Source organism: Smaragdicoccus niigatensis DSM 44881 = NBRC 103563 (assembly GCF_000380645.1).
Taxonomy (GTDB): domain Bacteria; phylum Actinomycetota; class Actinomycetes; order Mycobacteriales; family Mycobacteriaceae; genus Smaragdicoccus; species Smaragdicoccus niigatensis.
Window position 1 is genome coordinate 303,254 of the sequence record NZ_AQXZ01000016.1, and the last position, 25,890, is coordinate 329,143.

Consider the following 25,890-nt stretch of genomic DNA (forward strand, 5'->3'; position numbering starts at 1 on the left):
CGACAATCGAGACATGGCTCGTCATCTGCACAGACCTTTCGCAGTCGGTGTTTCACTCATCGCGTCGCTGGCCCTCGTGGCGGGCTGCGAGAAAGAGACCGAAGCGTCCGCCAAACCGGGGGCTGCCGGTGAACGCGCTCCCGTGGGCGGCACGAAATGCCTTCTCGTCCTGCACGGCAAGGGCGGTGAAGGGGGCGAGTCCTACGTTGAAAACGATGTGACCAAGCACTTCCCCGCCGGCAACGCCTCCGCGGAGTCGTGGGGTGGCCGGCAGTGGATCTACTTCCCGGACGACAAGTACGACGAGGCGAAAGAGATCGTCACGTCCGCCGTCGAAGGCTGCGGCCAGGTGATCATCGGCGGATTCTCGAACGGTGCGGGTTTCGCGGCGAAGCTGTATTGCCGCGGTGAAACCCTCGACGGTCGCCTGACTGGGGTGGTCCTTGACGATCCGGTCCCCGATCATGGCACCGATGGGTGCTCCCCGGGTTCTGGCATCGACCTCACCGTCTACTGGACGGGCGCGCTGGTCGAGGCCAAGCCCGGCTGGAAGTGTGCCGAAGCGGACTGGACGTGCGACGGCGGCGAGACGATCGGCATCGACGCGGCCCTCGACCATCTCGGGGGTCCGCCCCTCAAGAAGAGCCCGTATACGGACCATCAGTGGTACTACGAAGCGCCGGAACTCACGGCGTTCCGCTGAGCCTCAGCTCCGCACGCAGTCGTAGGTCAGCGGGATCTCCTCGCCGAGTTCGACGACCTCGAACTGATCTGCGCTGATGGCGCTGAAGGAATGCGCGTCAACGCCGAGGTCAGCCCACTTGGCTGTGCTGTTCGAGTCGTCGGCGAAGGTCAAGGGGATCTGGCCACCATCGGATAGCAGCATGCCGTAGGTCTTCAGTGCGGCGATGATGACTTTCTCCGAGGCGTTGAAGCCCGAGTCGTCGAAGTCTGCACGCAACCGGAACCGCACGCCATACGGCGGTGCGTTCGGGTCACTGGACGACGGTCCGCCGGCGTGCGTGGCGGGACGGACGAAGACGCCTTCCTTCATCCGATCGTTCGGGAGGATGAATCGCAGCGCGTGCGGAATCTCGCCGGCAGCGACCTCGTCCGCGGTGGGCAGCAAGCCGGCAATCGGGAAGCCGGCGGCGTCCGCGCTCGTGCACTGTTCACCCCGGAGCGTGTCCGGGTAGGTCTTGTTGAGGTCCCACACGAAGAAGCCCTCGGCTTTGAGGCTCTCGCCGTCACGTGTGCCGTGATAGATCTCGTAGAGCTTCCGGTCCGCGGTATCGACGACGAGTAGGTGGCAGTCGTTTTCGGAGCTGTCGCACGACAGATCGGCTGAACCCTCCATATGGGCGCCTTCGGGCACCGGCATCTGTGCGGGCACCTGGTCGCAGTCTGGTCCGCCGAAGCAATACGGATCGGTGCCCACCACCGTCATGCGCGGAGTGCCGCCATCGGCGTAGAACACGGGAACCGAGAAGTCGACCTGGAATGCGTTGTCATTACCCCAGCCGCCCGCGTTGGTCAGCGCCGCGATGATCGCCGCGCTTCGCTCGCTCGGTTCGGCCGCGGACACATTGACGGTCCACGGTTGTGTTCCCGCGAACAACGCACCGTGAGTTGGCTCCCGCTTCGCCGGAACCGGGCTTCCACCCGCCGACGTCGAGCATGAAACTACCGCCGCAGCAACCAGAAGCGCCGCGGCTCGAGCTCGCCCGGAACGGGGCCTGGCCATCCACTGAGCGTAGCCAACGCGGGTCGTTCGTTTCGCCCTATCAGTCCGTCTATCTGCACTAATGCACTTTCGGTGCGCCCGCGAACCTGTATCGACCTTGTACGGACATCGACTTTTCCCTTGTCTCAGTTTCGACGACGGCAAGACAGTGACTCCACATGAACGTCCGACCCGACATGAACGTCCGACCCGAGGAGTCCACGATGTCGTCCCCCACACTCGAGCGCCCGAAGCCGCACCTTTCCAAGCGCGAGCTCGAGGTCATGCGCGCCTGGTTCGCGTCGAACTCGAAATCCGAAGCCGCTGCTTCGCTCTACCTGTCCCTTGGCACCGTCAACACGTATCTCACCCGGATTCGGTCGAAGTACCTCGCTCTCGGCCGTCCCGCGGGCACCAAGGCCGCGCTCGTCGCCCGCGCGATCGAGGACGGCATCGTCGACGTCTCTGACCTCTGACAGGTGAGTTATCCTCTGCCTGAATGACATTCGGCGTGCGCCTCTTTTCGGCATGCACAGACGTGGCTACCGTCTCCCGCGTGACCCTTACTCCCGGCTCCGCGACCCTCACGGTCGATCCCTCCGACGCGACCAATCGCGTCGAACTCGGGCACAAGCTCACCGCACTACGCGAGGCTGCGGGACTGACTGTTCGCGAGGTCGTCGACCGCTCGGACGCCCTCCACGGAACGGTGACTGGCTGGTTCGCCGGCCAGCACGTTCCGACCAAGGCGAGCCGGGCGATGTTCGACGACGTCCTCGCAGTTCTCGGCGTCGACGGCGATGCGGAGCGCGAGGCATGGTGGGCCGCCGTGACGCGCGCTCGACGCGCCCCCGGACCGCGTGGTGAGAAGCCGCCGTACAAGGGACTCGACAGCTTCACCGAGGCCGACGCGAATGTGTTCTTCGGACGTGCGGACCTCGTCGCCGGGGCGCTCGAACTCCTCGCTCCGGGGCGGCCGGTCTTCATCGTTGGTGCATCAGGATCCGGAAAGTCGTCGCTCATCCGGGCGGGCATCATTCCGGCGCTGCCGAAGCCGCTTCGGCCGGTGGTCATCAAGCCCGGCGACAGCCCGCTGTCGGTTCTCCTCGACGCCGAGATCGACGCGGACACTGTCCTGTGCATCGATCAGTTCGAAGAGACGTGGACGATGTGTCTGGACGCCGACGACCGCGCAAAGTTCTTGTCGGCGCTGCTCACCCACCAGGCGAAGCCGCGCATCGTGGTCGGCTTGCGGGCGGACTTCTACCCTCGGGCACTCGACGAACCGTTGCTGCTCGACCACCTTCAGGACAACTGCCTGCTCGTCGGTCCGCTGACCCCGCAGTCGCTCGAATCGGCGATCCGCCAGCCCGCGGTATCGGCGGGATATGTGGTTGACGACGAACTCGTCCACGTCGTTCTGAGCGACCTGGCACCGCGCGATTCGAAGCGCACCCACGATCCGGGCGCACTGCCGCTGCTGTCCCACGCTTTGCTCAGCACGTGGGCGCTGTCCCAACGCAAGCGGATGACCGTGGCCGCCTACCACGCGGCGGGTGGCATCAAGGGCGCGGTCGAGCAGTCGGCAGAGCGCGCGTACGGCGACCTCGACGCCGAGCATCAGCGGCTGGCCCGCAGTATCTTCCGGCGATTGGTGGCGATCGACGGCTTCGCGGAGACCCGCCGACGGGTCGGGCTCACCGAACTCTTCGACGTCGACTCGGCATCGGCGATTCGCGAGGTGGTCGGAATCTTCGCTGATCACCGTCTGTTGACGCTCGCGGAAGACACCGTCGAGATCACCCACGAGATTCTGCTGAGCCAGTGGAATCGCCTTCGCCAATGGGTTCGGGACGACAAGGACGGCCTCGTCATCCACCGCCGGCTGACCATCGCCGCGCAACTGTGGGATGAATCGGGACGCGATGACAGCACCTTGTTGGGTGCAGGCCGCCTCGAGGTGTTCAGCCTGTGGGCCAGCGACGACGACAACCGACGTGAGCTCAACAACCTGGAGAAGTCGTTCCTCGATTCGAGTGCCGAGCATCAAGCCGCACTGGCCGCCGCTGAGGATCAGCGCCAACGCAAGTTGCGCACCCTCAACCGTGCGCTGGCGATCATTGCCGTGATCGCTCTTGTTGCCGCCGTCGCGGCCGCAGCGGCCGGCATCTACGGAAGCGGACAGCGACACACCGCCGAACTCACCGGCCAGCAGGCCAAGTCCCGCCAGGCCGCGCTCGCCGCGCGACTGTTGCGGGACACCGATCCGGCCCTGGCCGCACAGCTCGCCATTGCCGCCTACAAGATCTCGCCGACGCTCGAGGCGACCTCGGCGTTGATCGACGCGACGTCCTTGAATGCGCCGACGCGACTGCAGTTCACCCCGGGCTCCGTCGCCGTTCGGGTGAATCCGCAGAGTACGCAGATGATCGTCGGAACGGTCGGCGGCACTGCGGAGATCTATCGCCTCAATGGACGGACGCCGCAGCACGTCGGCCAGTTCACCCCGCTCATCGGCGGCGGCGACATCTTCGCGATTGCCTACTCCCCCGACGGCCGGTTCGCCGTCATCGGCGGCGTCGATGGCGCCGCGCTGTGGCGGGTGGATACCGATAAGCCGAGCCTGGTCACAACGCTCGACTCATCCGTTCCGGCTGGGCACACCGCATACAAGGCGGCATTCAGCCCGAACGGCGCAGTGCTGGCGATCGGCGCGCAAGACGGCACGATCCTGCGCTGGGACATCACTGACCCGTCGGCTCCGAAGCCATTGGCGGCACTGCCGATCGACGGCGAATCGCCCCGGGCGGGCGCGGCCTTCGCGTTCAGTGCGGACGGCTCACGCATGGCCTCGTCGACCGGTGGCAACGCGGTGACCCTGTGGGACGTCAGTACGCCGCAGCCCGTCGCGATGTCCAAGGCGATGATCCCGCTCGACCGGCCGACCGCCGCGCTGGCGGTCGCGATCAGCCCAGACGGGACGAAGCTGGCCTCAGGCAGCTCCGGCCAGAACGTGTACCGGTGGGACATCACCGATCCGCACCTGCCGGCATCGCTGCCACCGCTGACCGGCTTCTCGAGCTACGTCAACGACGTCACCTTCACCGTGGACAGTCAGCGCGTGGCGGCGGTGAGCTCCGACCAAACGATCCGCATCTTCGACTGGGCACGCGCGTCGCAGTTCGCCGCGTACCCGACACCTGGACTCGACACGTCGCTGCAGTTCATCGCCAACGAGTCCCGGCTGGTTGTCGGTGGCACGGATGGGACGGTTCGCATCTTCGACCAGCCCGGTACGGTCCTGCAGGACGGCAGCGGCATCGTCTTCCAGTCGCGGTACGACGCCGATCGCGGACGGCTCGTCTCCGTCGCCGGTCGCGGCGGGCCCGGATTCGGCGTGTGGGATCTTCACGATCCCGCGCACCCCATCCTGCTGAGCCATGTCGACAACCCGGCGATGGTTGGGTCCGGAGCCGTGACCCCGGACGGAAACATCGCGGCCGTCGGCACCAACGACGGAGGCGCGACTCTCTACGACCTCACCGATCCGCGGCATCCCGTCGAGCGCGCGCACACCGGAAGCGTCGGCACCAGTGCCTTCGACGACATGCGAGTTTCCCCGGACGGACGGATTCTCATTGCCGTCACGGTCGGCGATCCCGTCATTCACGTCTGGAACATCGCGAATCCGTCGGCTCCCGTCGAGTTGCCATCCCTGCAGGCCAGCGGCGGAGTCAACGAGCAGGCCTTCTCCGCGGAAAACCTGTTGGCCGCGGCGAGCGTCGCCGGTTCGATTCGGCTGTGGACACTCGACGAGTCCGGAGGCTTCCACCAGATTCGGGACTTCGGCGACTACGCCGGTGGGGTGAGCTCGGTGACCTTCGTGACCAAGCAACTCATCGCCGTGGTCGGTCAGGATCGGCGTACGAGTCTTTGGAACGTCGCCGACCCCGCGAACCCGCGCAAGGTTTCCGAGTTCGGCGGCACGGGTCAGGAAGTGACGTCGATTCAGGCCAGCCCCGATGGCAAGCGATTCGCCATCGCCGGCAACGGGGAGGTCTACGTGTGGGACATCAGCAAACCCGAAACGCCACGAGAGATCGCCCAGCTCAGTGCCTACGGGGCGCGGGTGTACTCCGCACACTTCCTCGCGGACAGTTCCACGATCGCCGGTTCCGGTAAGGCACTCAACGTTCGTCTGTGGGAGACCAACGTGGATGCCGCGATCGCGAAACTGTGCGGCGGTCGCGGAACCGCGATCAGCCAGGAAGAGTGGGCGGCACAGCTGCAAGGCATCGACTACTTCGATCCCTGCAGCTAGAGCGGCACGTCAGCCGGGCAGGAATCCCTGCCCGGCCAGCGCGCGAAGCTCAGCTGGAACCTGGGACTTCTTCTTGTACGGTCCCACCACGGCCAGCGCGAACGGCCTCGACAGCACGATGCGTGCAACCTCGGCCACCTGTTCCGGCGTGACGTCCGCGATGCGCTCGAGAACGCTCGAGACACTGTGGTGCTTGCCGTAATTGAGCTCGCTGCGACCGATGCGGTTCATTCGCGAACTCGAGTCCTCGAGGCCGAGAACGAGACCACCGCGCAGAGAACCCTTTGCCCGCGAGCACTCCGACTCGGTGATGCCGTTCAAAGCGACGTCCGACAGCACATCGCGGATGAGGCCGGCGACCTCGGCGACGTGTTCCGGCTGGCATCCGGCGTACACGGAGAACGTTCCGGTGTCCGAGAAGGTGTCGACGCCGGAGTACACGGAGTACGCCAGACCGCGGGTCTCCCGAATCTCCTGGAACAGCCTCGAACTCAGTCCCCCGCCGATCACGGTGTTGAGCACAGCGAGCGGCCAGCGGTGACGGAGGTCGTGCCGTCCGAACGCCTGGGCACCGATTGCCAGATGAGTCTGCTCGCTTTTGCGATGAATGACCGTCGTGCCCGGCTTCGTGACGAGGTCACGCTCGCCCGCGCGCACCGGCGCGGGCTCGATATCCGGGTCGATCGAATCCGCGAAAGCCGCGGTGATCAGTCGAACGACCTCGTCATGTTCGATGTTTCCGGCGACCGCAATGACCATCTTCTCCGGCGTGTAGCGCTGCACGTGGAACGTGTGCAGCGCCTCCTGACCCATCGACATGACGGTGTCCTCGGTGCCGATGATCGGCCGGCCGATCGCATCGCTGCCGAACAGCGCCTCGAGCAGGGCATCTCCGACAAGATCCTCGAAGTCGTCATCGCGCATCGCGAGTTCTTCGAGCACGACTTGGCGTTCGAGGTCGACGTCGGCTTCCCGGCACAGACCACGCAGCACGACATCGGAGACGACGTCGATCGCCATCGCCAGATCTTCGTCGATGACGTGCGCATAGAAGCACGTGTGTTCTTTCGACGTGAAAGCGTTCAGCTCTCCACCGACCGCTTCGAGACTCTGGTTGATCTCCAGAGCCGAACGCGTCGGTGTCGCCTTGAACAACAAGTGCTCGAGAAAGTGTGCGGCTCCGGCAACGGCAGGATCCTCATCGCGGGAACCCACCCCCACCCACACACCGATGGAGGCGGAACGAACGCCGGGGACGCGCTCGGTGACAACCCGGATTCCTCCGGGCAGCACCGAGCGCGAAACACCAGCGTCTGCGGCGTTACTCAGCAGCAACTGCCTCGGTCTCGAGGGGAGCGTCGGCTGCGTCAGCACCCGCGGCACCCTCTTCGACGACCGGCACGAGCGAGATCTTGCCGCGGTTGTCGATGTCGACGATCTCGACGCGGATCTTGCTGCCGACGTTCACGACATCCTCGACCTTGGCGATGCGCTTGCCGTTGCCCAGCTTCGAGATGTGAACCAGACCATCGCGACCCGGGAGCAGCGAGACGAACGCACCGAAGGCGGTGGTCTTCACGACGGTTCCCATAAAGCGCTCGCCGACCTTCGGCAGCTGCGGGTTGGCGATGGCGTTGATCAGGTCGATCGCCGCCTGTGCCGACGGACCGTCGGCCGCACCGACGTAGACCGTGCCGTCATCCTCGATCGAGATGTTGGCGCCAGTCTGCTCGGTGATCGAGTTGATCATCTTGCCCTTGGGTCCGATGACCTCGCCGATCTTGTCCACCGGGACCTTGATCGTGGTGATGCGAGGCGCGAAAGCGCTCATCTCGTCCGGAGCGTCGATGGCCTCAGCCATCACGTCGAGGATCGTGAAGCGGGCATCGCGGGCCTGGCTCAGCGCACCGGCGAGGACCTGCGACGGAATACCGTCGAGCTTGGTGTCGAGCTGCAGAGCAGTGACGAACTCGCGGGTACCAGCGACCTTGAAGTCCATGTCACCGAAGGCGTCCTCAGCACCGAGGATGTCGGTGAGGGCCACATAGCGGGTCTCGCCGTCGATCGTGTCCGACACGAGTCCCATGGCGATACCGGCGACCGGCGCCTTGAGCGGAACACCGGCGTTGAGCAGCGACAACGTCGAGGCACAGACCGAACCCATCGAGGTCGAGCCGTTGGAGCTGAGCGCCTCCGACACCTGACGAATCGCGTACGGGAACTCTTCCTGACTCGGCAGAACCGGCATCAGGGCCCGCTCAGCAAGCGCACCGTGGCCGATTTCGCGGCGCTTCGGCGAACCGACGCGACCGGTCTCACCGGTCGAGTACGGCGGGAAGTTGTAGTGGTGCATGTAGCGCTTGCTGGTCTCCGGCCCGAGGGAGTCGACCTGCTGCGCCATCTTGACCATGTCGAGGGTGGTGATGCCCATGATCTGGGTCTCGCCGCGCTCGAACAGCGCCGAACCGTGTGCCCGCGGGACGACCGCGACCTCGGCCGACAGCGAACGGATGTCAGTCAGGCCACGCCCGTCGATACGGAACTTGTCGGTCAGGATGCGCTGACGGACGAGCTTCTTGGTGACCGAGCGGAACGCCGCACCGATCTCCTTCTCGCGACCCTCGAACGACGGGACGACAGCGTCGAGGACCTCGACCTTTACCTCGTCGATGCGGTCTTCGCGCTCCTGCTTGCCGGCGATTGTCAGCGCCTCGGACAGCTTGTCCTTCGCGGCGGCGTAGACAGCGTCGTAGGCGTCATCGGCGTACGGCGGGAAGAGTTTGAACTCGCCGGTCTCCTTGGCGGTCAGCGCCGCCAGGTCCGCCTGCGCCTTGCACAGCGTCGCGATGAACGGCTTGGCAGCCTCGAGGCCCTCAGCGACGACCGTCTCGGTCGGAGCGGTGGCACCATCGGCGACGAGCGCGATGACGTTGTCGGTCGCCTCGGCCTCGACCATCATGATCGCGACGTCGTTACCGACGACACGACCTGCGACGACCATGTCGAACACAGCCTTCTCGAGCTGCTCGTTGGTCGGGAATGCGACCCACTGGCCCTCGATCAGAGCGACGCGAACGCCACCGACCGGGCCGGAGAACGGCAGGCCGGCAAGCTGCGTCGACGCCGATGCCGCGTTGATCGCGACAACGTCGTACAGGTCCTTAGGGTCCAAGCTCAGGATCGTCACGACGACCTGGATCTCGTTGCGCAGACCGTCGACGAACGACGGGCGCAGCGGACGGTCGATGAGGCGGCAGGTCAGGATCGCGTCGGTCGACGGACGACCTTCACGACGGAAGAACGATCCCGGGATGCGACCCGCGGCGTACATCCGCTCCTCGACGTCGACGGTCAATGGGAAGAAGTCGAACTGCTCCTTCGGAGCCTTGCTCGCGGTCGTGGTCGACAGCAACATCGTGTTGTCATCGAGGTAGGCGACTACCGCACCGCCGGCCTGCTTTGCCAGGCGACCCGTCTCGAAACGGATCACGCGCTGGCCGAAGGAGCCATTGTCGAGGACCGCGGTCGACTCGAAAACGCCCTCTTCGATTTCTACTGCACTTGTCATGTTTTCTCTTCTCGACCTCTCGTCTTCGCCGTAGCCGATTCGGCGCACGAAAACCCTCGTGGTTCTCGCACGGCGCCTGACGAAAGGGAGGCGGTCATCGATCGAAGCCCGGGGTTTCTTAACCGTTGAAGAGACCCGCAGAGCCACTACCGAGGACCGACGCCAGATTTTGTCAGGGCCTACGGCTCGCCGGCCCCTCTCATCCTGAGATGGCCGACACAGGGAGTCTACGTGACCGAGTCCGGACCACTGACGTCACATCCCCTCGACGCAAACGAAAAAACCCGCGAGTGCCGAAGCATTTCGCGGGTTTGTCGTGGACTTGCGTTATCGACGCAGGCCGAGACGCTCGATGAGCGAGCGGTAGCGCTCGACGTCGGTCTTCGCGACATACTTGAGCAGACGACGACGGCGACCGACGAGCAGGAGCAGGCCACGACGCGAGTGGTGGTCGTGCTTGTGCTGCTTGAGGTGCTCAGTCAGGTCCTTGATGCGCTTGGTCAGCAGTGCGACCTGAGCCTCCGGCGAACCGGTGTCGGTCTCGTGCACGCCGTACTCGGTAAGGATGGACTTCTTGTCCTCAGTGGTGAGAGCCACGGATTTCTCCTGGTGATCACGTTTGCGCGAAAAGATCCTCCCTGAAACCAACACAGGCAGGTGGCCGGCCACCGCAAACCGCAGCACACACCGCGCGCAAGATTATCAGCTCAGACGTTCGAGACCGAAATCGAGTAGCTTCCACCCCATGTCCGATTCGAGAACGCTCATCGTGAGCCCGCATCTCGACGACGCCGCACTGTCCGTGAGCCATGTCCTGCAGCGCGGCAATGCGACGGTGGTGACCATCTTTGCCGGTGATCCACCCGCGGGGATCCCACTCTCCACCTGGGATATCCGATCCGGCGCACGCGACGCCATCGAGCACATGGAAGTCCGGCGGGCCGAAGACCGGAACGCGCTGGCCGTCTACCCGAACGTCGACGTCATCCACTGGAACTACGTCGACAACCAGTATCGGACCGAACCGCTGTCGATCCCCGACCTCACGTCGGCCATCGATGAACTTGCCGCCGACTTCGACGAATGCTGGTTTCCGGCGGGCATCGGCAGACACCCCGATCACGTCGCCGTCGCGACCGCTTGTGCCGACGTGGAAGCGCAGGGGGCCTTCACCTATGCGGATCTGCCCTACGCCCACCGATCCGCGCGACTACGCCACGGTGCCGTCGAGGTCGCGCTGGACGACGCGCAGGCAAACGCGAAGCAGCAGAGTTGTGCCTGCTACCAGAGCCAATTGGCCGGGTTGCGCGAGAGTTTTCCGCGACTCGACACCGTGAACCTCCGGACCGAATGGTTCTGGGAAGGTCCGATCAGCTCTCCGCCGCCAGGACTGCTCGCGTCTTTGCTACGTCGTCGTCGACGGCCTTGACCAGTTCATCGACCGAGTCGAACTTCAGCATCGGTCGCAGGTGTTCGACGAAGTCGAGCGCCACATACTTGCCGTAAAGGTCGGGCTCGCCTTCGAGAACGAACGCTTCGACCGTGCGCTCCTTGCCGGAGAACGTCGGGTTGGTACCAACCGACACCGCCGCCGGCATTCGCTCCCCCGCGACGAGCGTTCCGAACTGGCCGCCGCCACTGAGCACCATGAACCAGGCCGCGTACACACCGTCGGCAGGGATCGCCGCGTATTGCGGCGGCTGGATGTTCGCCGTCGGGAAACCGAGACCGCGCCCCCGGCCGAAGCCATGGACGACGTGCCCCTCGATGCGGTGGTACCGACCGAGCGCATCACATGCTGCGCGCACATCGCCGGCGTCCACGCACGCGCGGGCGTAGGTCGAGGAGAACGTCAACGCGTCCTCACCCACCAGCGACACCGCGTCCACGGTGAACCCGAACCGGCGTCCGTCATCGGCGAGTGTGGCGACGTCCCCGGCCGCCTTGCGTCCATACGTGAAGTTCTGCCCGACGACGACCTCGGCAACATGCAATCGCTCGACGAGAATCTCGCGCGTGTAGCGCTCGGGGGTGTACTTCATGAAGTCGGCGGTGAACGGCATGACGCAGAAGACGTCGACGCCGAGTTCCTCGGCGAGTTCCGCGCGTCGGGTCAGCGTGGTGAGCTGCGCCGGGTGACTACCCGGACGAACGACCTCCATCGGGTGCGGATCGAACGTCATCAGGACACAGGGAACCCGTCGACGCCGAGCCGCCGCCACCGCTCGACCGATCAACTGTTGGTGCCCGCGATGCACTCCGTCGAACACGCCGATCGTCAGAACGCAGCGGCCCCAATCGGCCGGAACATCATCGACCCCACGCCATCTCAGCACGTCTCGGAGCGTAACAGGGTGCGCTGGCACGCTTCAGGTCGAGACGAAAGCCCGTAAACTCGATAACTGTGCCGAGAACTCGCCCCGGAACCAACGCCGATGATGTCTTGACCGCAGTCGCCCAGGACTACCTCAAGGTCATCTGGACGGCGCAGGAATGGTCGAACACCCCGGTCTCGACGAAGATGCTCGCCGAGAAGATCGGCGTCTCGGCATCGACCGTCTCGGAGGCAGTGCGCAAGCTCGCCGGCCAGGGCCTCGTCGAGCACGAGCGTTATGGCGCAATCGAACTCACGCCAGAAGGCCGCGCGGCCGCGGTCAGCATGGTCCGTCGCCACCGGCTCATCGAGACGTTCCTCGTGCACGAACTCGGCTATGGCTGGGACGAGGTGCACGACGAAGCCGAGGTGCTCGAGCACGCTGTCTCGGACCTGCTCATCAGCCGTATCGAATCCAAGCTCGGATTCCCCCAGCGCGACCCGCACGGCGACCCGATTCCGTCCGCCGATGGCCGCGTACCCACCACTCCGTCACGGCAACTGGCCGACCTCCACAATGGCGAATCCGGTCGGATCACGCGCATCTCGGACTCCGACCCCGCGATGCTTCGCTACTTCGAATCCGTTGGTATCACGCTGGACGAGCGCCTAGCCGTCGTGGAACGTCGGGACTTCGCCGGCACCATCGCCATCCAGATCGGCGACTCGACGTCCGACCCGGTCGACCTCGGCCAGCCCGCCGCCCGATCGATCTGGCTCGGCGTCGACTGACTCCCTCTGCACACACGAGAAAAGGCCCGGACCGAAGTCCGAGCCCTTTCTCGTTGACTGCTTAGTGCTTCTCAGGTCCGAGGTAGTACTCGAAGACCAGACCAAACGTCGCGGCGAGGATCAGAACGGCTCCCACCGCGATGAGCCACGGCTCGAAGAACGCCAAACCGGTAGCGGTGATGGTGATCATCGCAGCCAGGGTGATGGGCCAAAAGCTACCCGGGCTGAAGAAGCCCAGCTCGCCGGCGCCGTCCGAGATCTCCGCATCCTCGACGTCTTCTGGACGCAGGTCCAGACGGCGGGCGACGAAGCGGAAGTACGTCGCGATGATGAACGACAGTCCGGTCGTCAGGACGAGGGCGGTAACGCCCGCGTACTCAGTTCCCTTGTTCGACAGCGTGGTGAACGCACCGTAGAGAAGCGTCGCGAACAAGAAGAAGACCGTCAGGAGCTCGAAGAGCTTGGCTTCTACGCGCATGTTGTCTCAGTCCCTTACTTGCCCGGCAGACCCGAGGCTTCCTTGGAAGCCCGGTCGGTGTTGAACGGAGCGGTCGAGGTCGCGATTGGCGACTCACCGATGGCAGCGAGGGCTTCACCGGTGGTCTTGCCCTGCTTACGCAGATCTATGTACTTCTGGAAGTTCTCTGGCGAAACCGCGCGAACCTCGAAGTTCATCATCGAGTGGTAGGCACCGCACATTTCCGCACAACGTCCGACGTAGGCGCCGGTCCTCTCGATCTTGTCGATCTGGAAGATGTTGTCCGAGTGGTTCTCGGCGGGGTTCGGCACGACGTCACGCTTAAAGAGGAAGTCGATGACCCAGAACGAGTGAACGACGTCCGCCGAAGCGATGTGGAACTCGATGCGCCTGTCGATCGGAAGCACCAGAACCGGAACCTCGGTCGACGAGCCGACGGTCTCGACGTTGTCGTACTTCAGGTAGCTGAGGTCTTCACCCGACTTGCCGTGAACCGGTCCGGGGCGAAGGCACTCGTCCTTGCGCTCCTTGAGCGCTTCGCCCGACAGCTTGGCAAGCTCTTCCTGGGCGCACTCACCGGTGGTCAGCGAGCGAGTCTTCAGTGCTTCGGCGGCCTTCGCCATCTCGGCTTCCTTGGCCGTGTTGGCCATGTTCACACCGTCGATCTCGCGGTAACCGAACTTCCAGTTCCACTGGAAGGCCGTGACGTCGACCGTCACGTCCGCCTTCTTGGTGTGGTCGTTCACGTAGTTCTGCACCACGACGGTGAAGTAGAACAGCACCGAGATGATGACGAACGGGATGAACGTGTACGTCAGTTCGAGCGCCATGTTGTAACCGGTCTGGCGCGGGAACTCGGGGCTGTCCTTCTTCTTACGGTGGAATGCCACCGTCCAGAAGGTGAGGCCCCACACGAAGACACCCATTGCGAGTGCCGCGACCACCGACCACGACCAGAAGTCGCGCATCTTCGTGGCCTGCGGCGTAACGCCCTCGGGCCAACCAAAGCGCGTCACGCCATTGTTCAGATCGCAGCCTGAAAGAACCAGGGCCGCTACGACCAGCGCGAGCGCCAATCCAGCACGCCGGAGAACCCGACTGTGTTGCACGTTCATGCCTTCCTGATCGCCAAAAACCGCAGGGGCAAGCCAGAAGCTCTGGCCCGAATACTACGCAGCGTAGACCAGTTCCGTGGCGACTTCGTTGACGGGTCCGCAGCGACACACCGAAATGCTCGGGCATACTCGGCATTTGAGATTCAGTTGGGCCGGTGAAAGCCGCTAGATCGAGGCAGGTAAACGTGTGTGGACTGATCGGGTTTCTTGCGGCATCGGGAACCAATAAAGGGACGATTTCGCAGGTAGAAGCCGGTTTGCCATGCATGCGGCACCGCGGGCCGGATGAACACGGCACTTGGCATGACAAAGACCTCATTTTGGGCTTCAACCGGCTCTCGATCATCGACATCGAGCACTCACACCAGCCATTGCACTGGGGTCCGCCGGAACAGCCCAACCGATACGCACTGTCGTTCAACGGTGAGATCTACAACTATCTGGAGATTCGCGCTGAACTGAAGGAGAAGTACGGCGCGGTGTTCCACACCGAGGGCGACAGTGAATCGATCGTCGCCGCTTTCCACTATTGGGGCTTGGATGCGATCCCGAAGCTGCGGGGCATGTTCGCCTTCGCGGTGTGGGACACCATCGAGCGCAAGATCGTCATCGCCCGCGACCCCTTCGGCATCAAGCCGCTGTTCCTGGCGACCGGCCCCGGCGGCACCGCATTCGGTAGTGAGAAGAAGAGTCTTCTCGAACTTCTGCCGGCGCTCGGGCTCGGCACCGACCTCGATCCCCGCGCGATCCAGCACTACACCGAACTGCAGTACGTGCCCGAGCCCGAGACGTTGCACAAGGACATCGGACGCCTCGAGTCCGGTTGCTACGCGACCTTCGCGCCCGGTGAGAAGCCCGTCGTCACGCGCTACTTCAAGCCGCAGTTCAAGGTGCGTCCGTTTGCCAAGGGCACTGAGCAACAGCGCTACCACGAGATCGCGGAGGCACTGCGGGACTCGGTCGCCAAGCACATGCGCGCAGACGTGACCGTCGGCTCGTTCCTCTCGGGAGGCATCGACTCGACCGCCATCGCGGCGCTGGCGATCCAGCACAACCCGAAGCTCATCACCTTCACGGTCGGTTTCGATCGCGAGGGCTACTCCGAGGTCGACGTCGCAGCCGAGACCGCCGAGGCTATCGGCGCACGTCACGTCGTCAAGAAGGTCACTCCGGAGGAGTACGCGGCATCGCTCCCCTCGATCGTCTGGTACCTCGACGACCCGGTTGCCGACCCCTCGCTCGTTCCGCTCTATTTCGTCGCGCGCGAAGCCCGCAAGCACGTCAAGGTCGTGCTGTCCGGCGAGGGCTCGGACGAACTCTTCGGCGGATACACGATCTATCGCGAGCCGCTTTCGCTCAAGCCCTTCGAGAAGCTCACGCCGGGGATGCGCCGCGCGGCTGCTCGAATGTCGGATCGCATGCCCGACGGGCGACGCGGTAAGAGCCTGCTCAGCCGTGGCTCGATGACACTCGAAGACCGCTACTACGGCAATGCGCGGTCGTTCAACGACGAGCAGCTCAAGTCCGTCCTGCGCGACTTCCGGCCGGAGTGGCTGCACCAGGACGTCACCGCTCCGATCTACGCGGAGTCCGAGGGGTGGGACCCGGTGGCGCGCATGCAGCACCTCGACTTGTTCACGTGGATGCGCGGCGACATCCTCGTCAAGGCCGACAAGATCACCATGGCGAACTCGCTCGAACTTCGCGTTCCGTTCCTCGACAACGAGGTGTACCGCGTCGCCGAGCAGATCCCGTACAAGCAGAAACTGACCAACCGGCGGACCGCTCGCAAGAGCGGCATGCCGGCGACGACCAAGTACGCGCTCCGCAAGGCGCTCGAAGAGATCGTGCCGCCGCACGTGCTCCACCGGCCCAAGCTCGGCTTCCCGGTTCCGCTTCGCCACTGGCTGGCCGGACCCGAACTGTACGACTGGGCGGCCGACCACATCACGGCGTCGCAGACCGACCACATCTTCAACAAGGCCGCGGTCATGCAGATGCTCGTCGACCACCGCGCCGGGGTGACGGACAACAGCCGCCGTATCTGGAACGTGCTGGTCGCGATGATCTGGCACGGCATCTTCGTGGAGAAGCGGATCGTGCCCGAGATCGAAGAGCAGGAGTACGCAGTCAAGCTGTGAGCATCCGCGTTCGACAACTCACGTCGACCGACGTTCCGAAGGCCGCGGAAGTGTTCGCCGCCGCCTTCGACGACGATCCCGTGGGTCGGTGGCTCGTGCCCCGCGGCACGCTGGTTCCCCATTTCCGATCCGATATCGACCACTGGCATGCAGCCCCCGGCTGTGCCGATGTCGCGATACGCGACGGTGAGATCGTCGGTGCGGCACTTTGGGACCCGCCCGGCTACGAGGTTCGCGGACTCGATCGAATCCTCGGCGCCGTCGCCAGTCTGCGGGCGCTGCGTGGCGGCATCGTTCGCGGCAGTCGTGCGCAGAACTTTCTCGAGGCCCAGCGACCGGAAGGTTCGTACTGTCACCTCGCACTCGTCGGCGCCGCCGTCAAGGGACAAGGAATAGGTTCGGCATTGCTCGCGAACCGAGTCGATCGCCTCGACAGTCCTATCTACCTTGAATCCAGCAACATCGCGAATGTGCCCCTGTACGAGCGATTCGGCTTTCAGGTGCTTCGTGAAGCAACGCTCCCCGGCGGCCCGACCTGGTGGTTGATGTACCGATCCTGAAGCGTGCGGCAGCTTTCGAACCGCCGCCGCTCGCCGGTCACCGGGTCATTGAATTCGATGGCCCGGGCCAGCAACTGCAGGGGTTTGTCGAAGGTGGCGTCCCGGTGCGGCCGATATTCCGGGTAGTAGTTGTCGTTCACGATCGGCGCACCCAGGCTGGCCATGTGTAGGCGGAGCTGGTGCGTTTTTCCGGTCTTCGGCTCGAGTCGGTACCGGGCGCGTTCCGCGGAACGCTCGATGACGTCGACCAGCGACTCGCTGTTCGGTTCCCCTGCTTCGTGCCGCGCGACCATGACGCCGTGCTCCTTGACGATCCGAGTGCGGACCACGCGCGGGAAGTCGAGGTCGACCGCGGGCGCAATAGCTTCGTACGTCTTGTGGACGCGCTGCGCGGAGAACAGCTCCTGGTACGGCCGCCGGAGCGTGGGATCAGCGATGAACACGAGAACCCCGGCCGTCATCCGGTCGAGCCGGTGCGCAGGGACGAGGTCGGCGAGTCCGGTTCTGGCACGGAGCCGCACCAGAGCGGTCTCGCGAACGTGCTGTCCACGTGGGATAGTCGCCAGGAAATGCGGTTTGTCGACGACGACGAGTCCCTCATCGTGATGCAGGATCTCGAGCGGAAACGGGACGGGCGTCTCGGCAACGGGTTCGATGTGAAAGAAGACCTCGGTCCCATTGCCGACTCGGACGTCGGCGGAGAATGCGCACCCGACCTTGTCGACCACCTCGCCGGCCGCGAGACGTTCCGGCCACGACTCGTCGGGATATGCCGTCACGAGCTGACTCAGCAGTGGGCCGGTCGCGGCGACAAAACGCACCGGGCCGAGCCCGTCCCGCATGGCCAGCGGCGCCCTCACGCGGTCGGCGAGCACTCGAGGCACACGAGCTTGAGCTCGCGGCCGTTCTCGTCGGGGTAGTTCTCGTAGCGGTCGGTCGGTTCGCCGCACAGCGCGCACTTGCTGATGATCTTGGCGTCCGGGGAGAAGGTCGTCGAGATGCGGCCGTCGAAGACGTAGAGCGAGCCTTCCCAAAGACCCTTGTCGCCGAACTTCTCGCCGTAGCGGACGATGCCGCCCTCGATCTGATAGACCTCTTCGAACCCGCGGTTCTTCATCAACGCGGACAGCACCTCGCACCGCACACCACCCGTGCAATAGGTGACGATCGGACGGGTCTTGAGGTGGTCGTAGACGCCACTGTCGATGACCTCGAGGAAGTCGCGCGTCGTCTCGATGGGCGGGATGATCGCGTTCTTGAACCGGCCGATCTCCGCTTCATAGGCATTGCGGCCGTCGATGAACACGACGTCGTCGCCACGCTCGGCCACGAGTTCGTGCACCTGCTCGGGCTTGAGGTGGACTCCCCCGCCGACGATCCCGTTCTCGTCGACCTTGAGTTCGTCCGGGGTGCCGAACGTGACGATCTCGTCGCGAGCTTTGACGCTCAAGCGCGGGAAGTCGTTTCCGGTTCCATTGGCCCACTTCACGTCCGCCCAGCGGAACGGCAGGTACGCACGGGTCGCCTTGAGGTAGCCCTTGACGTTGTCGAGCTCACCGCCGACGGTGACGTTGATGCCGTGCGGCGACACGATGATCCGACCCTTGACGTCGTTCATCTCACACACGGTCTTCTGCCAGAGCCGGATCGCCTCCGGGTCTGCCAGAGGCGTGAAGACGTAGAAAAGCAGGATCTTCGGTTGCGCCAACGTCACTTGCCATTTCATACGAGATTGTTCAGGGAGTCGGATTCACGGTAACGGAAGTGGATGCGAACGTTCCACTTGCCGATCTTGGTCACAAACTGTCTCCTCTCCTCGTCGAATGAAATACATTCCAGCGCAGTTGATTCGGTTTGGCTGCCACGTGGATACATGCTGATCACAGCGTTCCGATTCGCCCAAATCAGGCACCTTTCAAGGCCTATTTTTAGCGCATGCCGAAGACGTTTAAGTGCACTGCAGTTGTTTCCGGAGTCCTCGCTGCAACTGGAGTTGCGATAGGTACTGCTTCCGCAACCGTGACAGGGACGATTACGCACACGGTTACCGCCAACCAGCTTGAGGCACACTTCGACGTCACCACAGATGTCACTACCGGATACCTGCCCGGCTATATAGGTTGCAGCATGGAGATCAAGGACTCGACCGGAACGTTCATCGGTGGCCTTACCCAGGTAACAAACTGGAACGGGTCGGCAATCGCGTACTCGACGCACACACCAGGCACATTGAAGGCCACGCTTGCAGTTCCCGGCCTCTTGCCGGGAACCTACTCGGTCCACTCACAGTGTCAGGACGCCAAGTCGGACGGATCACCGATTTCTACCTACGTTGACAAGACTGACACGCTTACCGTCCAGGCGCCGACAACGACCACGCCTAACTCACTCTTCGGCAGCTAGGCGGCAAAAGATCGCCTAATCGAGAGAATCGGACATCGTGAAAAGGCTTTCTGCGCTTGCCGCTCTGGCACCAATTGCAATAGCTGTCGGCTGTTCGGGCAGCACGACACCTACTCGGGGTGGCGATACCACCTGCTCTGACTTCATCAAGGCGAACGACAGTAGGCGCCACCAGATAGTGAAGGAATTCCTAACCGAGAGTGGTGAAGCAACACCATCTGCTGGCGAATTAGGCAACAAGATCAACTCAGTCCTTCACTTCTGCTACTCCGTTGCGGACCATGACGTCAGCAAGATTCGAGATGCGCAAGCTCTCGAGGCTCCGCCGACAAAGACGCTCGACCAGAAAGCCGTCGAGCGTGGTGTTCTGAGGGTTCTCACCGACAGCTACGACATTCAAAACGTGTCGGACGTGACATGCCCAGCCGACGAACCCGTGACTACGGGTCACACGTTCACATGCTCTGTGGTCGTGAACGGCAGTTCGAAGACGGTGACGATAAAAGTAATTGACGACGAAGGCACGTACGAAGTCAGCAAGCCGCAGTGACCCTAAAGGTGTGCTAAGCCGCCGAGAACCGGCGACGATAGTCCCCCGGCGGCAGTCCAACAGCCCGGTTGAAATGGTGCCGCAGCAGTGCGCCCGAACCGAATCCACAGCGGTCAGCAATCACTTCGAGCCCGAGTTCGGTCTCTTCCAAGAGTTGCTTCGCGAGAAGCACTCGCTGATTGGTGATCCACCGGACCGGCGTCGTCCCGGTCTCGGCGACGAACTTCCGGGCGAAGGTGCGCGGCGACATCATCGCTCGTTGCGCAAGGTCATCGACGGTGTGCTGGACGTCGAGGTTCTCGGTCACCCAATCGAGGATTTGGCCGAAGCTGTCGGTCGCCACCTCAACGATCGGCTGCTCGATGAACTGCCGTTGCCCTCCGTCACGCTGCGGCGGGACGACCATGCGCCGCGCGATGATGTTAGCGATCGCCGTACCCATCTCGCGGCGCACCAGATGCAGGCAGGCGTCGATCCCGGCCGCCGTGCCCGCGCTGGTGATGACCGAACCTTCGTCGACGAACAGAACATCCGGGTCGACCTTGGCGCGCGGATAGTCGTTGGCCAGCTTTGCGGCGTACTTCCAATGGGTCGTGCAACTGCGGTCGTCGAGGAGTCCCGCGGCGGCCGCTAGAAACGCACCTGAGCAGATCGTGACGATCGTCGAACCGCTGTCGTGGGCCTGGCGCACCGCGTCCACCAGCGCTGGATCGGGACGCGTCGACACCGGGCCGGCGGGGATCACGACGACGTCGACCCCGACGAGCTTGTCGAGACCGTGCTCGGCGACGACGGTCACGCCCGGCGACGAGCTGGGAACGGGTTCACCGGGATTCTTGGAGCACACCCGGAAGTCGATCAGCGGAACGCCCACATCCGACCGGTCCAGGCCGAACACCTCACACGCGACCCCGAACTCGAACATCGCCACCCATTCGGGCAGGAGGACGGCAACCGACGCAATCATGACTGAAGCTTAGTTGGCAGAATCTTTTCGAACAACGACAGTCCTGCCACTTTCGGCAGTTTTTCTACTGTCGAAGAATTACTGCCATGCTTCGATTCCTTCGTCTTCCCAACCGCCGGCAATCCTCGCCGTACCGTTTGCCACAGGCCCGCTACTCGGGCAACACCGGACTGTACGACGCCGACGACGTCCGCATCCACAACGAGATCTGCGCGATCTACGCTCATCGATGAGCAGGACATCCGCAACAACAACAGGAGGTTGCTATGTCAGAGCCGTCGAAGCGCTCTTCCGCCGACGACGTGAAGGCCAAGTTCAAGGAGGCGCTAGACCGAAAGCGCGCGCAATCCAAGAGCGGTGCGGCCCATCAGGATGGCGTTGCGAAGGCCCAGGGAGCGCACGGCGCCGTCGCCGCGAGGCGTGAGTTCCGCCGCAAGTCCGGCTAAACCGCCGCTCAGCCGGCCACGGTGAGCAGTCCGGCGATTTCGTCGGCTGCTTCCTGCCCATAGGCCTCGGCGAGACGCTCGACAGCGACTGTCCAATCGAGCGTCCATTCCTGCGTACCAACGGTTTCCAGGACGAGCACCGCGATGAGGCAGCCAAGCTGGGCACTGCGCTCGATGCTCAGGCCACCACGATGGGCCGTGAGGAATCCGGCGCGGAAAGCGTCGCCAACACCGGTCGGGTCTTCTGCACCACGGTCTGGCACGACGTCGACGTGCGTGAGAGTGCCATCGACGTCGACGATGTCAACGCCGTTCTTGCCGAGAGTGGTCACGCGAATGCCGACCATTCCGGCGACTTCCTCGGGGGTCAGGCTGGCTTTCTGCAGCAGCAGCGCCCACTCATATTCATTCGTGAAGAGGTACTTGGCGCCGAGGATCAATTCGCGCGCCTCGTCGCCGGATAGTCGAGCCAACTGCTGCGAGGGATCAGCGGCGAAGTCAATTCCCAGGTCACGGCACTGCTGGGTGTGGCGAATCATCGCCTCCGGAGCACCTGCACCGATGAGGACGAGGTCGAGATCCGGGCGCATCGACCGCACCTCGGTGATCGTGATGTCGGCCGACTCGGTCATCGCACCCGGGTAGAACGACGCGATCTGCGCAAGGTCGTCGTCGGTGGTGCACATGAAGCGGGCGGTCTGCTGGGTGCTCGAGACGAGCACGCAACTGCAGTCGACACCGGCCTGCTCCAGCCACGCTTGGTACTCAGCGAAATCGGGCCCCACTGACCCGATCAACACCGGTGCGGTGCCGAGTCGTCCCATGGCAAATGCGATGTTGCCACCAACACCTCCACGGCGAACGACGAGATCGTCGACGAGGAAGCTGAGCGAGACGTGCTTCAGTTGGTCGGCAAGCAGTTGCTCAGAGAAACGGCCCGGAAACCGCATCAGATGGTCGGTTGCGATGGAGCCCGATACGCCAATGGTCACAAGGCCTAGACCTTAATGCACACAGCCCTTAGTTGAAGCTGTCTCCGCATGCGCACGAACCCGTGGCATTCGGGTTGTCGATCGTGAAGCCCTGCTTCTCGATGGTGTCGACGAAGTCGATGCTGGCGCCTTCGAGGTAAGGCGTGCTCATACGGTCGACGACCAGGCTGACGCCGTCGAAGTCGAGAACGAGGTCACCGTCAAGGGTGCGATCGTCAAAGAACAGCTGGTAGCGCAGGCCCGCGCAACCGCCCGGCTGAACCGCGATCCGCAGCGCGAGGTCGTCCCGACCCTCCTGGTCCAGCAGTGCCTTTGCCTTGCTGGCGGCGGCCGCGGTCAGGATGACGTTGGTCCCGGTCTCGTTCTGAACAGACATGGGTTCTCCCTACACGTTCTGGTCGCTCCGCAGCATCACCTGCTGGAACACACTTAGTACCCGACATCAACGGTACCGCGTTCTGGAGTATTCCCACGAATCGCCGACACCGTGTATCACCACTTATGTGCTGCCGCTAGCCTTGGCGGGTGCCGAATTCCACCGATTCGGCTGACCACGTTGAAGGCGGGGAAAGTGTCAGATCCCATCTCATCCGGTTCCGGCAACACGCCCGCGAAGGGCCGGCCCACGCCGAAGCGCCGTGAAGCGCAAGGCCGTCGGGGTCCGATCATGCCTGCACCGCAGACGTCGAAGGAAGCCCGCGAACGCCGGAAGGCGTTGCGCCCGGCCAAGGAAGACCGCAAGGCTGAGCGCGAGAAGGCCAAGCTCGCTGCCGCCTCGCGTCGTTCGAAGATGCTCGCCGGCGAAGAGGCGTACCTGCTCCCCCGTGACAAGGGTCCCGAGCGCGGGCTCGTTCGCGACCTCGTCGATGCGCGCGGGAGCATCTCCGGTCTCTTCATGCCGGCCGCGATCGTGATGATCCTTCTCACACTGGTCGGCAACCCGGCGATGCAGTTGATCGTCACGCTCGGCATGCTGGTCGTGATGCTGATCATCGCGCTCGAAGGTCTCTACGTCGGACGCCTGGTCAACAAGCGCGTTCGCGAGCGCTTCCCGAAGACGACTCAGACCGGATTCCGGCTTGGTTGGTACGCCTTCGTGCGCAGCACGCAGATGCGCCGCATGCGCATGCCGAAACCGCGAGTCAATCGCGGCGACGACGTGTGAGAACGCTCGTCCTCGGCGGAATTCGTTCCGGAAAGTCCGAATACGCCGAGTCGTTGCTGCGCGACATCCCCACCCGCTACATCGCAACCGCCCGTCCGGCAGCTGACGACGCGGACTTCGCGGCTCGGATCGCCGCCCACGCGTCGCGCCGCCCGAAGGGCTGGACGGTGCACGAATCCGACGCGGCGACGGCCCTGGCGACCGGCGGCGCGACGCTCGTCGACGACGTCGGCGGATGGCTGGTCAGCCGCATCGATGACGAAGACGCGTGGGAAGCACCGGTCGGGACAGTCGACATGACACCGCTGGTGACCGCTGTGTCCGGTTTCGGTGACCGTTTAGTCCTAGTCAGTACCGAGGTCGGTCTCGGCGTACTGCCGGCGACCACCTCGGGGCGCCTTTTCTGCGACGAAGTGGGTGCCCTGAATCAACGCCTTGCGGCCGTGTGTGATGAGGTCGTCCTGGTAGTTGCGGGGCTTCCGCTCCGGCTGAAGGGATAGGCAGTGACTGAGATCCAAGCTCACGAGGCATCTGAGATCCAAACTCAATCGGCGACCGAATTTCCGCCGATCATCGCACCGAATTCGCAGGTCAGGGCCGCTGCGCGCGCACGGCACGCGACGCTGACCAAGCCGCCGGGCTCACTCGGTCGGCTCGAAGCCATCGGTGAGTGGATCTCCGCCTGCCAGGACGCGTGCCCGCCAAAGACCCTGAACCGACCGCGCGTCGTCGTGTTCGCGGGCGACCACGGAATCGCGGCGAAGGGGGTCTCGGCTTACCCGAGCGAAGTCACTCCGCAGATGGTCGCGAACTTCCTCGCCGGCGGCGCTGCGGTCAACGCCCTGGCGCGCGCCGCCGGTGCGACCGTCCGAGTCGCCGACATCTCCGTCGCCGTCGACACCGCCCCGGAGGTTTCGGACCACAAGGTGCGGCAGTCCAGCGGTTCGATCGACACCGAGGACGCGCTGTCGGCTGACGAACTCATCGCCGCAGTGCAGGCCGGTCGGGCGATCGCCGATGAAGAGGTCGACTCCGGCGCGGACCTGCTCATCGCCGGCGACATGGGCATCGGCAACACCACCCCGGCCACGATTCTCATCGCCGCGATCACCGCGACCGAGCCGGTCCAGGTCATCGGACGTGGCACCGGTATCGACGACGAAGGCTGGTGCCGCAAGACGGCCGCAATTCGCGACGGTCTGCGGCGGGCCCGACCGCATGTTCGCGAGCCTCTCGAGCTGCTTCGCGTCGCGGCCGGTGCAGACCTCGCGGCAATGGCCGGATTCCTTGCTCAGGCTGCCGTTCGCAAGACGCCGGTCATCCTCGATGGCGTCGTCGTCACCGCCGCCGCGTTGGTGGCCGACGCGATGGCACCGGGCGCCAAGGAGTGGTGGATCGCGGGCCACAAGTCGACCGAGCCCGCACATGCCAAGGCACTCGCCCACCTTCGCCTCGATCCGCTCATCGACCTGGATCTTCGCCTCGGCGAGGCCACGGGAGCGCTCGTTGCTCTTCCCCTTGTCCAGGGCGCGATCGCCGTGCTCGCGGAGATGGCAACGTTCGAAGACGCCGGAGTCTCTGGAGCCTCGTGAACTCGGTTCGTCTGGCCTTCACCTGGCTGACGGTCCTGCCGATCCGTGGGCCGGCCACTGTCGACCGCACGAACGCGGGCCGGGCGATTTCGCTCGCGCCGATCGTCGGGCTCGTTCTCGGCGCGGGTGCCGGGCTCGTCTGGTGTCTGATGTGCCTCGCCGGATCGGCGCCGATCGTCGCGGGGTTCGTCGTCGTCGCCTTTCTCACGTTGGCAACGCGCGCGATGCACCTCGACGGACTGAGCGACACCTTCGACGCGCTCGGAACCTACGGCACGCCAGAACGCGCCCGCGAGGTCATGAAGTCCGGTCCGGCCGGACCGTTCGGCATCGTCGCGATCGTGCTGGCGATTGCACTGCAAGCGACCGGGTTTGCGCAGCTCGAGCCGATCGGTATCGGCCTCGCAGTCGTGGCGGGGCGTGTCGCGGTCGTGGCCGCGTGCCTGCGTGGAGTGTCTCCGGTGCCTACCGACGGATTCGGCTCGCTCGTCGCGAGCACCCAGTCACGATGGATTGCGGCTGCCTGGTTCGCAGTGTTGTGCGGTGCGTCGGTCCTGTTGTCACCGTTCGCGCCGATCGTCGTGGTGGTCGCGGCAGCAGTTGGTGCACTCTTCGTCCGCCACTGCGTTCGCCGACTGGGATCGGTCGGCGGGGATGTCCTGGGCGCCCTCACCGAGGTCACTGTTGCGATCACGGCGGTTGGGTTCAGTCTGTTCTGAGCCCAAAGATCAGGGTGGTCTCAGGGTTGTCAGAGCCGCGACAT

General features: G+C 64.2%; 27 protein-coding genes. 15 read left to right on the forward strand and 12 right to left on the reverse strand.

Annotation, left to right across the window (positions count from 1 at the left end):
- Nucleotides 1-13 precede the first annotated feature (13 nt).
- Nucleotides 14-703, forward strand: a complete 690-nt coding sequence (locus F600_RS0111900; RefSeq protein WP_018160846.1) for an alpha/beta hydrolase — start codon at nucleotides 14-16, stop codon at nucleotides 701-703.
- 3 nt (nucleotides 704-706) lie between these two features.
- Here F600_RS0111900 and F600_RS27885 read toward each other — a convergent pair whose 3' ends face one another.
- On the reverse strand, nucleotides 707-1,744 hold the full coding sequence (locus F600_RS27885; RefSeq protein ID WP_156024545.1) for a hypothetical protein: 1,038 nt from the start codon (nucleotides 1,742-1,744) through the stop codon (nucleotides 707-709).
- 158 nt (nucleotides 1,745-1,902) lie between these two features.
- Here F600_RS27885 and F600_RS0111910 point away from each other — a divergent pair, with 158 nt between their 5' ends.
- Together F600_RS0111910 and F600_RS0111915 are read left to right on the forward strand one after the other, a co-directional pair.
- Nucleotides 1,903-2,199, forward strand: coding sequence for a LuxR C-terminal-related transcriptional regulator (locus F600_RS0111910; RefSeq protein WP_018160848.1), 297 nt, complete (start codon nucleotides 1,903-1,905; stop codon nucleotides 2,197-2,199).
- 80 nt (nucleotides 2,200-2,279) lie between these two features.
- Nucleotides 2,280-6,044 (forward strand): nSTAND1 domain-containing NTPase, encoded by a 3,765-nt coding sequence (locus F600_RS0111915; protein ID WP_018160849.1) that lies wholly within the window; start codon nucleotides 2,280-2,282, stop codon nucleotides 6,042-6,044.
- Between the two features lie 9 nt (nucleotides 6,045-6,053).
- On the opposite strand, the gene F600_RS0111920 is transcribed toward F600_RS0111915, so the two are convergent.
- The 3 genes from F600_RS0111920 to rpsO form a co-directional block, all read right to left on the reverse strand.
- Entirely contained in the window at nucleotides 6,054-7,418 is a 1,365-nt protein-coding gene (locus F600_RS0111920) for a M16 family metallopeptidase (protein WP_040631281.1), read from the reverse strand.
- The gene (locus tag F600_RS0111925; RefSeq protein ID WP_018160851.1) at nucleotides 7,366-9,612 is read right to left on the reverse strand and encodes a polyribonucleotide nucleotidyltransferase; all 2,247 of its coding nucleotides are present in this window, start codon (nucleotides 9,610-9,612) and stop codon (nucleotides 7,366-7,368) included. Before F600_RS0111925 ends, F600_RS0111920 begins: the two co-directional genes overlap by 53 nt.
- Nucleotides 9,613-9,939: 327 nt before the next feature.
- Nucleotides 9,940-10,209 (reverse strand): 30S ribosomal protein S15, encoded by a 270-nt coding sequence (rpsO, locus tag F600_RS0111930; RefSeq protein WP_018160852.1) that lies wholly within the window; start codon nucleotides 10,207-10,209, stop codon nucleotides 9,940-9,942.
- 148 nt (nucleotides 10,210-10,357) lie between these two features.
- Between rpsO and F600_RS30350 the strand changes: the two genes are divergently transcribed.
- Nucleotides 10,358-11,041: a PIG-L deacetylase family protein gene (locus F600_RS30350; RefSeq protein ID WP_018160853.1), complete on the forward strand. Its 684-nt coding sequence runs from the start codon at nucleotides 10,358-10,360 to the stop codon at nucleotides 11,039-11,041.
- Here F600_RS30350 and F600_RS0111940 read toward each other — a convergent pair.
- The gene (locus F600_RS0111940) at nucleotides 10,983-11,948 is read right to left on the reverse strand and encodes a bifunctional riboflavin kinase/FAD synthetase (protein ID WP_018160854.1); all 966 of its coding nucleotides are present in this window, start codon (nucleotides 11,946-11,948) and stop codon (nucleotides 10,983-10,985) included. The two genes, F600_RS30350 and F600_RS0111940, sit on opposite strands and share 59 nt — an antisense overlap.
- A gap of 68 nt (nucleotides 11,949-12,016) precedes the next feature.
- On the opposite strand from F600_RS0111940, the gene F600_RS27895 reads away from it, so the two are divergent.
- Nucleotides 12,017-12,718 (forward strand): metal-dependent transcriptional regulator, encoded by a 702-nt coding sequence (locus F600_RS27895; protein ID WP_018160855.1) that lies wholly within the window; start codon nucleotides 12,017-12,019, stop codon nucleotides 12,716-12,718.
- A 61-nt stretch (nucleotides 12,719-12,779) separates the two neighbouring features.
- Here F600_RS27895 and F600_RS0111960 read toward each other — a convergent pair whose 3' ends face one another.
- Complete coding sequence (locus F600_RS0111960; RefSeq protein ID WP_018160856.1) at nucleotides 12,780-13,196, reverse strand: cytochrome c oxidase subunit 4; 417 nt, start codon at nucleotides 13,194-13,196, stop codon at nucleotides 12,780-12,782.
- A 14-nt stretch (nucleotides 13,197-13,210) separates the two neighbouring features.
- Entirely contained in the window at nucleotides 13,211-14,311 is a 1,101-nt protein-coding gene (ctaC, locus tag F600_RS0111965) for an aa3-type cytochrome oxidase subunit II (protein ID WP_018160857.1), read from the reverse strand.
- A 185-nt stretch (nucleotides 14,312-14,496) separates the two neighbouring features.
- Here ctaC and asnB point away from each other — a divergent pair, with 185 nt between their 5' ends.
- Together asnB and F600_RS0111975 are read left to right on the forward strand one after the other, a co-directional pair.
- Entirely contained in the window at nucleotides 14,497-16,452 is a 1,956-nt protein-coding gene (gene asnB / locus F600_RS0111970) for an asparagine synthase (glutamine-hydrolyzing) (RefSeq protein WP_026306463.1), read from the forward strand.
- Nucleotides 16,449-17,012, forward strand: a complete 564-nt coding sequence (locus F600_RS0111975; protein ID WP_018160859.1) for a GNAT family N-acetyltransferase — start codon at nucleotides 16,449-16,451, stop codon at nucleotides 17,010-17,012. The genes asnB and F600_RS0111975 overlap by 4 nt, the downstream gene beginning before the upstream one ends.
- Here F600_RS0111975 and F600_RS0111980 read toward each other — a convergent pair.
- Complete coding sequence (locus F600_RS0111980; RefSeq protein WP_051090809.1) at nucleotides 16,949-17,854, reverse strand: pseudouridine synthase; 906 nt, start codon at nucleotides 17,852-17,854, stop codon at nucleotides 16,949-16,951. The genes F600_RS0111975 and F600_RS0111980 overlap by 64 nt on opposite strands.
- Before the next feature lie 14 nt (nucleotides 17,855-17,868).
- Entirely contained in the window at nucleotides 17,869-18,720 is an 852-nt protein-coding gene (gene trhO, locus F600_RS0111985; protein WP_026306464.1) for an oxygen-dependent tRNA uridine(34) hydroxylase TrhO, read from the reverse strand.
- Nucleotides 18,721-18,947: 227 nt separating this feature from the next.
- Here trhO and F600_RS0111990 point away from each other — a divergent pair, with 227 nt between their 5' ends.
- Both F600_RS0111990 and F600_RS32140 read left to right on the forward strand, forming a co-directional pair.
- Complete coding sequence (locus F600_RS0111990; protein ID WP_156024548.1) at nucleotides 18,948-19,415, forward strand: hypothetical protein; 468 nt, start codon at nucleotides 18,948-18,950, stop codon at nucleotides 19,413-19,415.
- A 37-nt stretch (nucleotides 19,416-19,452) separates the two neighbouring features.
- Nucleotides 19,453-19,965, forward strand: coding sequence for a DUF4333 domain-containing protein (locus tag F600_RS32140; RefSeq protein ID WP_174523586.1), 513 nt, complete (start codon nucleotides 19,453-19,455; stop codon nucleotides 19,963-19,965).
- Between the two features lie 13 nt (nucleotides 19,966-19,978).
- Here F600_RS32140 and F600_RS0112000 read toward each other — a convergent pair whose 3' ends face one another.
- Entirely contained in the window at nucleotides 19,979-20,932 is a 954-nt protein-coding gene (locus F600_RS0112000) for a helix-turn-helix domain-containing protein (protein ID WP_018160864.1), read from the reverse strand.
- An 86-nt stretch (nucleotides 20,933-21,018) separates the two neighbouring features.
- On the opposite strand from F600_RS0112000, the gene F600_RS31605 reads away from it, so the two are divergent.
- Both F600_RS31605 and F600_RS0112010 read left to right on the forward strand, forming a co-directional pair.
- A complete protein-coding gene (locus F600_RS31605; protein ID WP_018160865.1) occupies nucleotides 21,019-21,165 on the forward strand; it encodes a hypothetical protein in 147 nt (48 codons plus the stop codon).
- Between the two features lie 33 nt (nucleotides 21,166-21,198).
- Nucleotides 21,199-21,378 (forward strand): DUF5302 domain-containing protein, encoded by a 180-nt coding sequence (locus F600_RS0112010; protein ID WP_018160866.1) that lies wholly within the window; start codon nucleotides 21,199-21,201, stop codon nucleotides 21,376-21,378.
- Between the two features lie 8 nt (nucleotides 21,379-21,386).
- On the opposite strand, the gene F600_RS0112015 is transcribed toward F600_RS0112010, so the two are convergent.
- Both F600_RS0112015 and erpA read right to left on the reverse strand, forming a co-directional pair.
- Nucleotides 21,387-22,370: a carbohydrate kinase family protein gene (locus F600_RS0112015; protein ID WP_018160867.1), complete on the reverse strand. Its 984-nt coding sequence runs from the start codon at nucleotides 22,368-22,370 to the stop codon at nucleotides 21,387-21,389.
- 28 nt (nucleotides 22,371-22,398) lie between these two features.
- On the reverse strand, nucleotides 22,399-22,746 hold the full coding sequence (gene erpA, locus F600_RS0112020) for an iron-sulfur cluster insertion protein ErpA (RefSeq protein ID WP_018160868.1): 348 nt from the start codon (nucleotides 22,744-22,746) through the stop codon (nucleotides 22,399-22,401).
- Between the two features lie 195 nt (nucleotides 22,747-22,941).
- On the opposite strand from erpA, the gene F600_RS0112025 reads away from it, so the two are divergent.
- The 4 genes from F600_RS0112025 to F600_RS0112040 are packed head-to-tail and all read left to right on the forward strand — an operon-like array spanning nucleotide 22,942 to nucleotide 25,846.
- On the forward strand, nucleotides 22,942-23,535 hold the full coding sequence (locus tag F600_RS0112025; RefSeq protein WP_018160869.1) for a DUF3043 domain-containing protein: 594 nt from the start codon (nucleotides 22,942-22,944) through the stop codon (nucleotides 23,533-23,535).
- A complete protein-coding gene (locus F600_RS0112030) occupies nucleotides 23,532-24,035 on the forward strand; it encodes a bifunctional adenosylcobinamide kinase/adenosylcobinamide-phosphate guanylyltransferase (protein ID WP_018160870.1) in 504 nt (167 codons plus the stop codon). The genes F600_RS0112025 and F600_RS0112030 overlap by 4 nt, the downstream gene beginning before the upstream one ends.
- Nucleotides 24,036-24,071: 36 nt before the next feature.
- The gene (gene cobT, locus F600_RS0112035) at nucleotides 24,072-25,127 is read left to right on the forward strand and encodes a nicotinate-nucleotide--dimethylbenzimidazole phosphoribosyltransferase (RefSeq protein WP_026306465.1); all 1,056 of its coding nucleotides are present in this window, start codon (nucleotides 24,072-24,074) and stop codon (nucleotides 25,125-25,127) included.
- A complete protein-coding gene (locus tag F600_RS0112040; RefSeq protein WP_018160872.1) occupies nucleotides 25,124-25,846 on the forward strand; it encodes an adenosylcobinamide-GDP ribazoletransferase in 723 nt (240 codons plus the stop codon). The genes cobT and F600_RS0112040 overlap by 4 nt, the downstream gene beginning before the upstream one ends.
- Nucleotides 25,847-25,890 lie beyond the last annotated feature (44 nt).

Bases quoted from the DNA above. Each gene is read 5' to 3' on its own strand.
- F600_RS0111900 (WP_018160846.1), top strand. From the start codon at position 14: ATGGCTCGTCATCTGCACAGACCTTTCGCAGTCGGTGTTTCACTCATC.
- F600_RS27885 (WP_156024545.1), bottom strand. From the start codon at position 1,744: ATGGCCAGGCCCCGTTCCGGGCGAGCTCGAGCCGCGGCGCTTCTGGTT.
- F600_RS0111910 (WP_018160848.1), top strand. From the start codon at position 1,903: ATGAACGTCCGACCCGACATGAACGTCCGACCCGAGGAGTCCACGATG.
- F600_RS0111925 (WP_018160851.1), bottom strand. From the start codon at position 9,612: ATGACAAGTGCAGTAGAAATCGAAGAGGGCGTTTTCGAGTCGACCGCG.
- F600_RS30350 (WP_018160853.1), top strand. From the start codon at position 10,358: ATGTCCGATTCGAGAACGCTCATCGTGAGCCCGCATCTCGACGACGCC.
- F600_RS0111960 (WP_018160856.1), bottom strand. From the start codon at position 13,196: ATGCGCGTAGAAGCCAAGCTCTTCGAGCTCCTGACGGTCTTCTTCTTG.
- ctaC (WP_018160857.1), bottom strand. From the start codon at position 14,311: ATGAACGTGCAACACAGTCGGGTTCTCCGGCGTGCTGGATTGGCGCTC.
- F600_RS0111980 (WP_051090809.1), bottom strand. From the start codon at position 17,854: ATGCGGGACGGGCTCGGCCCGGTGCGTTTTGTCGCCGCGACCGGCCCA.
- F600_RS0111990 (WP_156024548.1), top strand. From the start codon at position 18,948: ATGCCGAAGACGTTTAAGTGCACTGCAGTTGTTTCCGGAGTCCTCGCT.
- F600_RS0112000 (WP_018160864.1), bottom strand. From the start codon at position 20,932: ATGATTGCGTCGGTTGCCGTCCTCCTGCCCGAATGGGTGGCGATGTTC.
- F600_RS31605 (WP_018160865.1), top strand. From the start codon at position 21,019: ATGCTTCGATTCCTTCGTCTTCCCAACCGCCGGCAATCCTCGCCGTAC.
- F600_RS0112010 (WP_018160866.1), top strand. From the start codon at position 21,199: ATGTCAGAGCCGTCGAAGCGCTCTTCCGCCGACGACGTGAAGGCCAAG.
- erpA (WP_018160868.1), bottom strand. From the start codon at position 22,746: ATGTCTGTTCAGAACGAGACCGGGACCAACGTCATCCTGACCGCGGCC.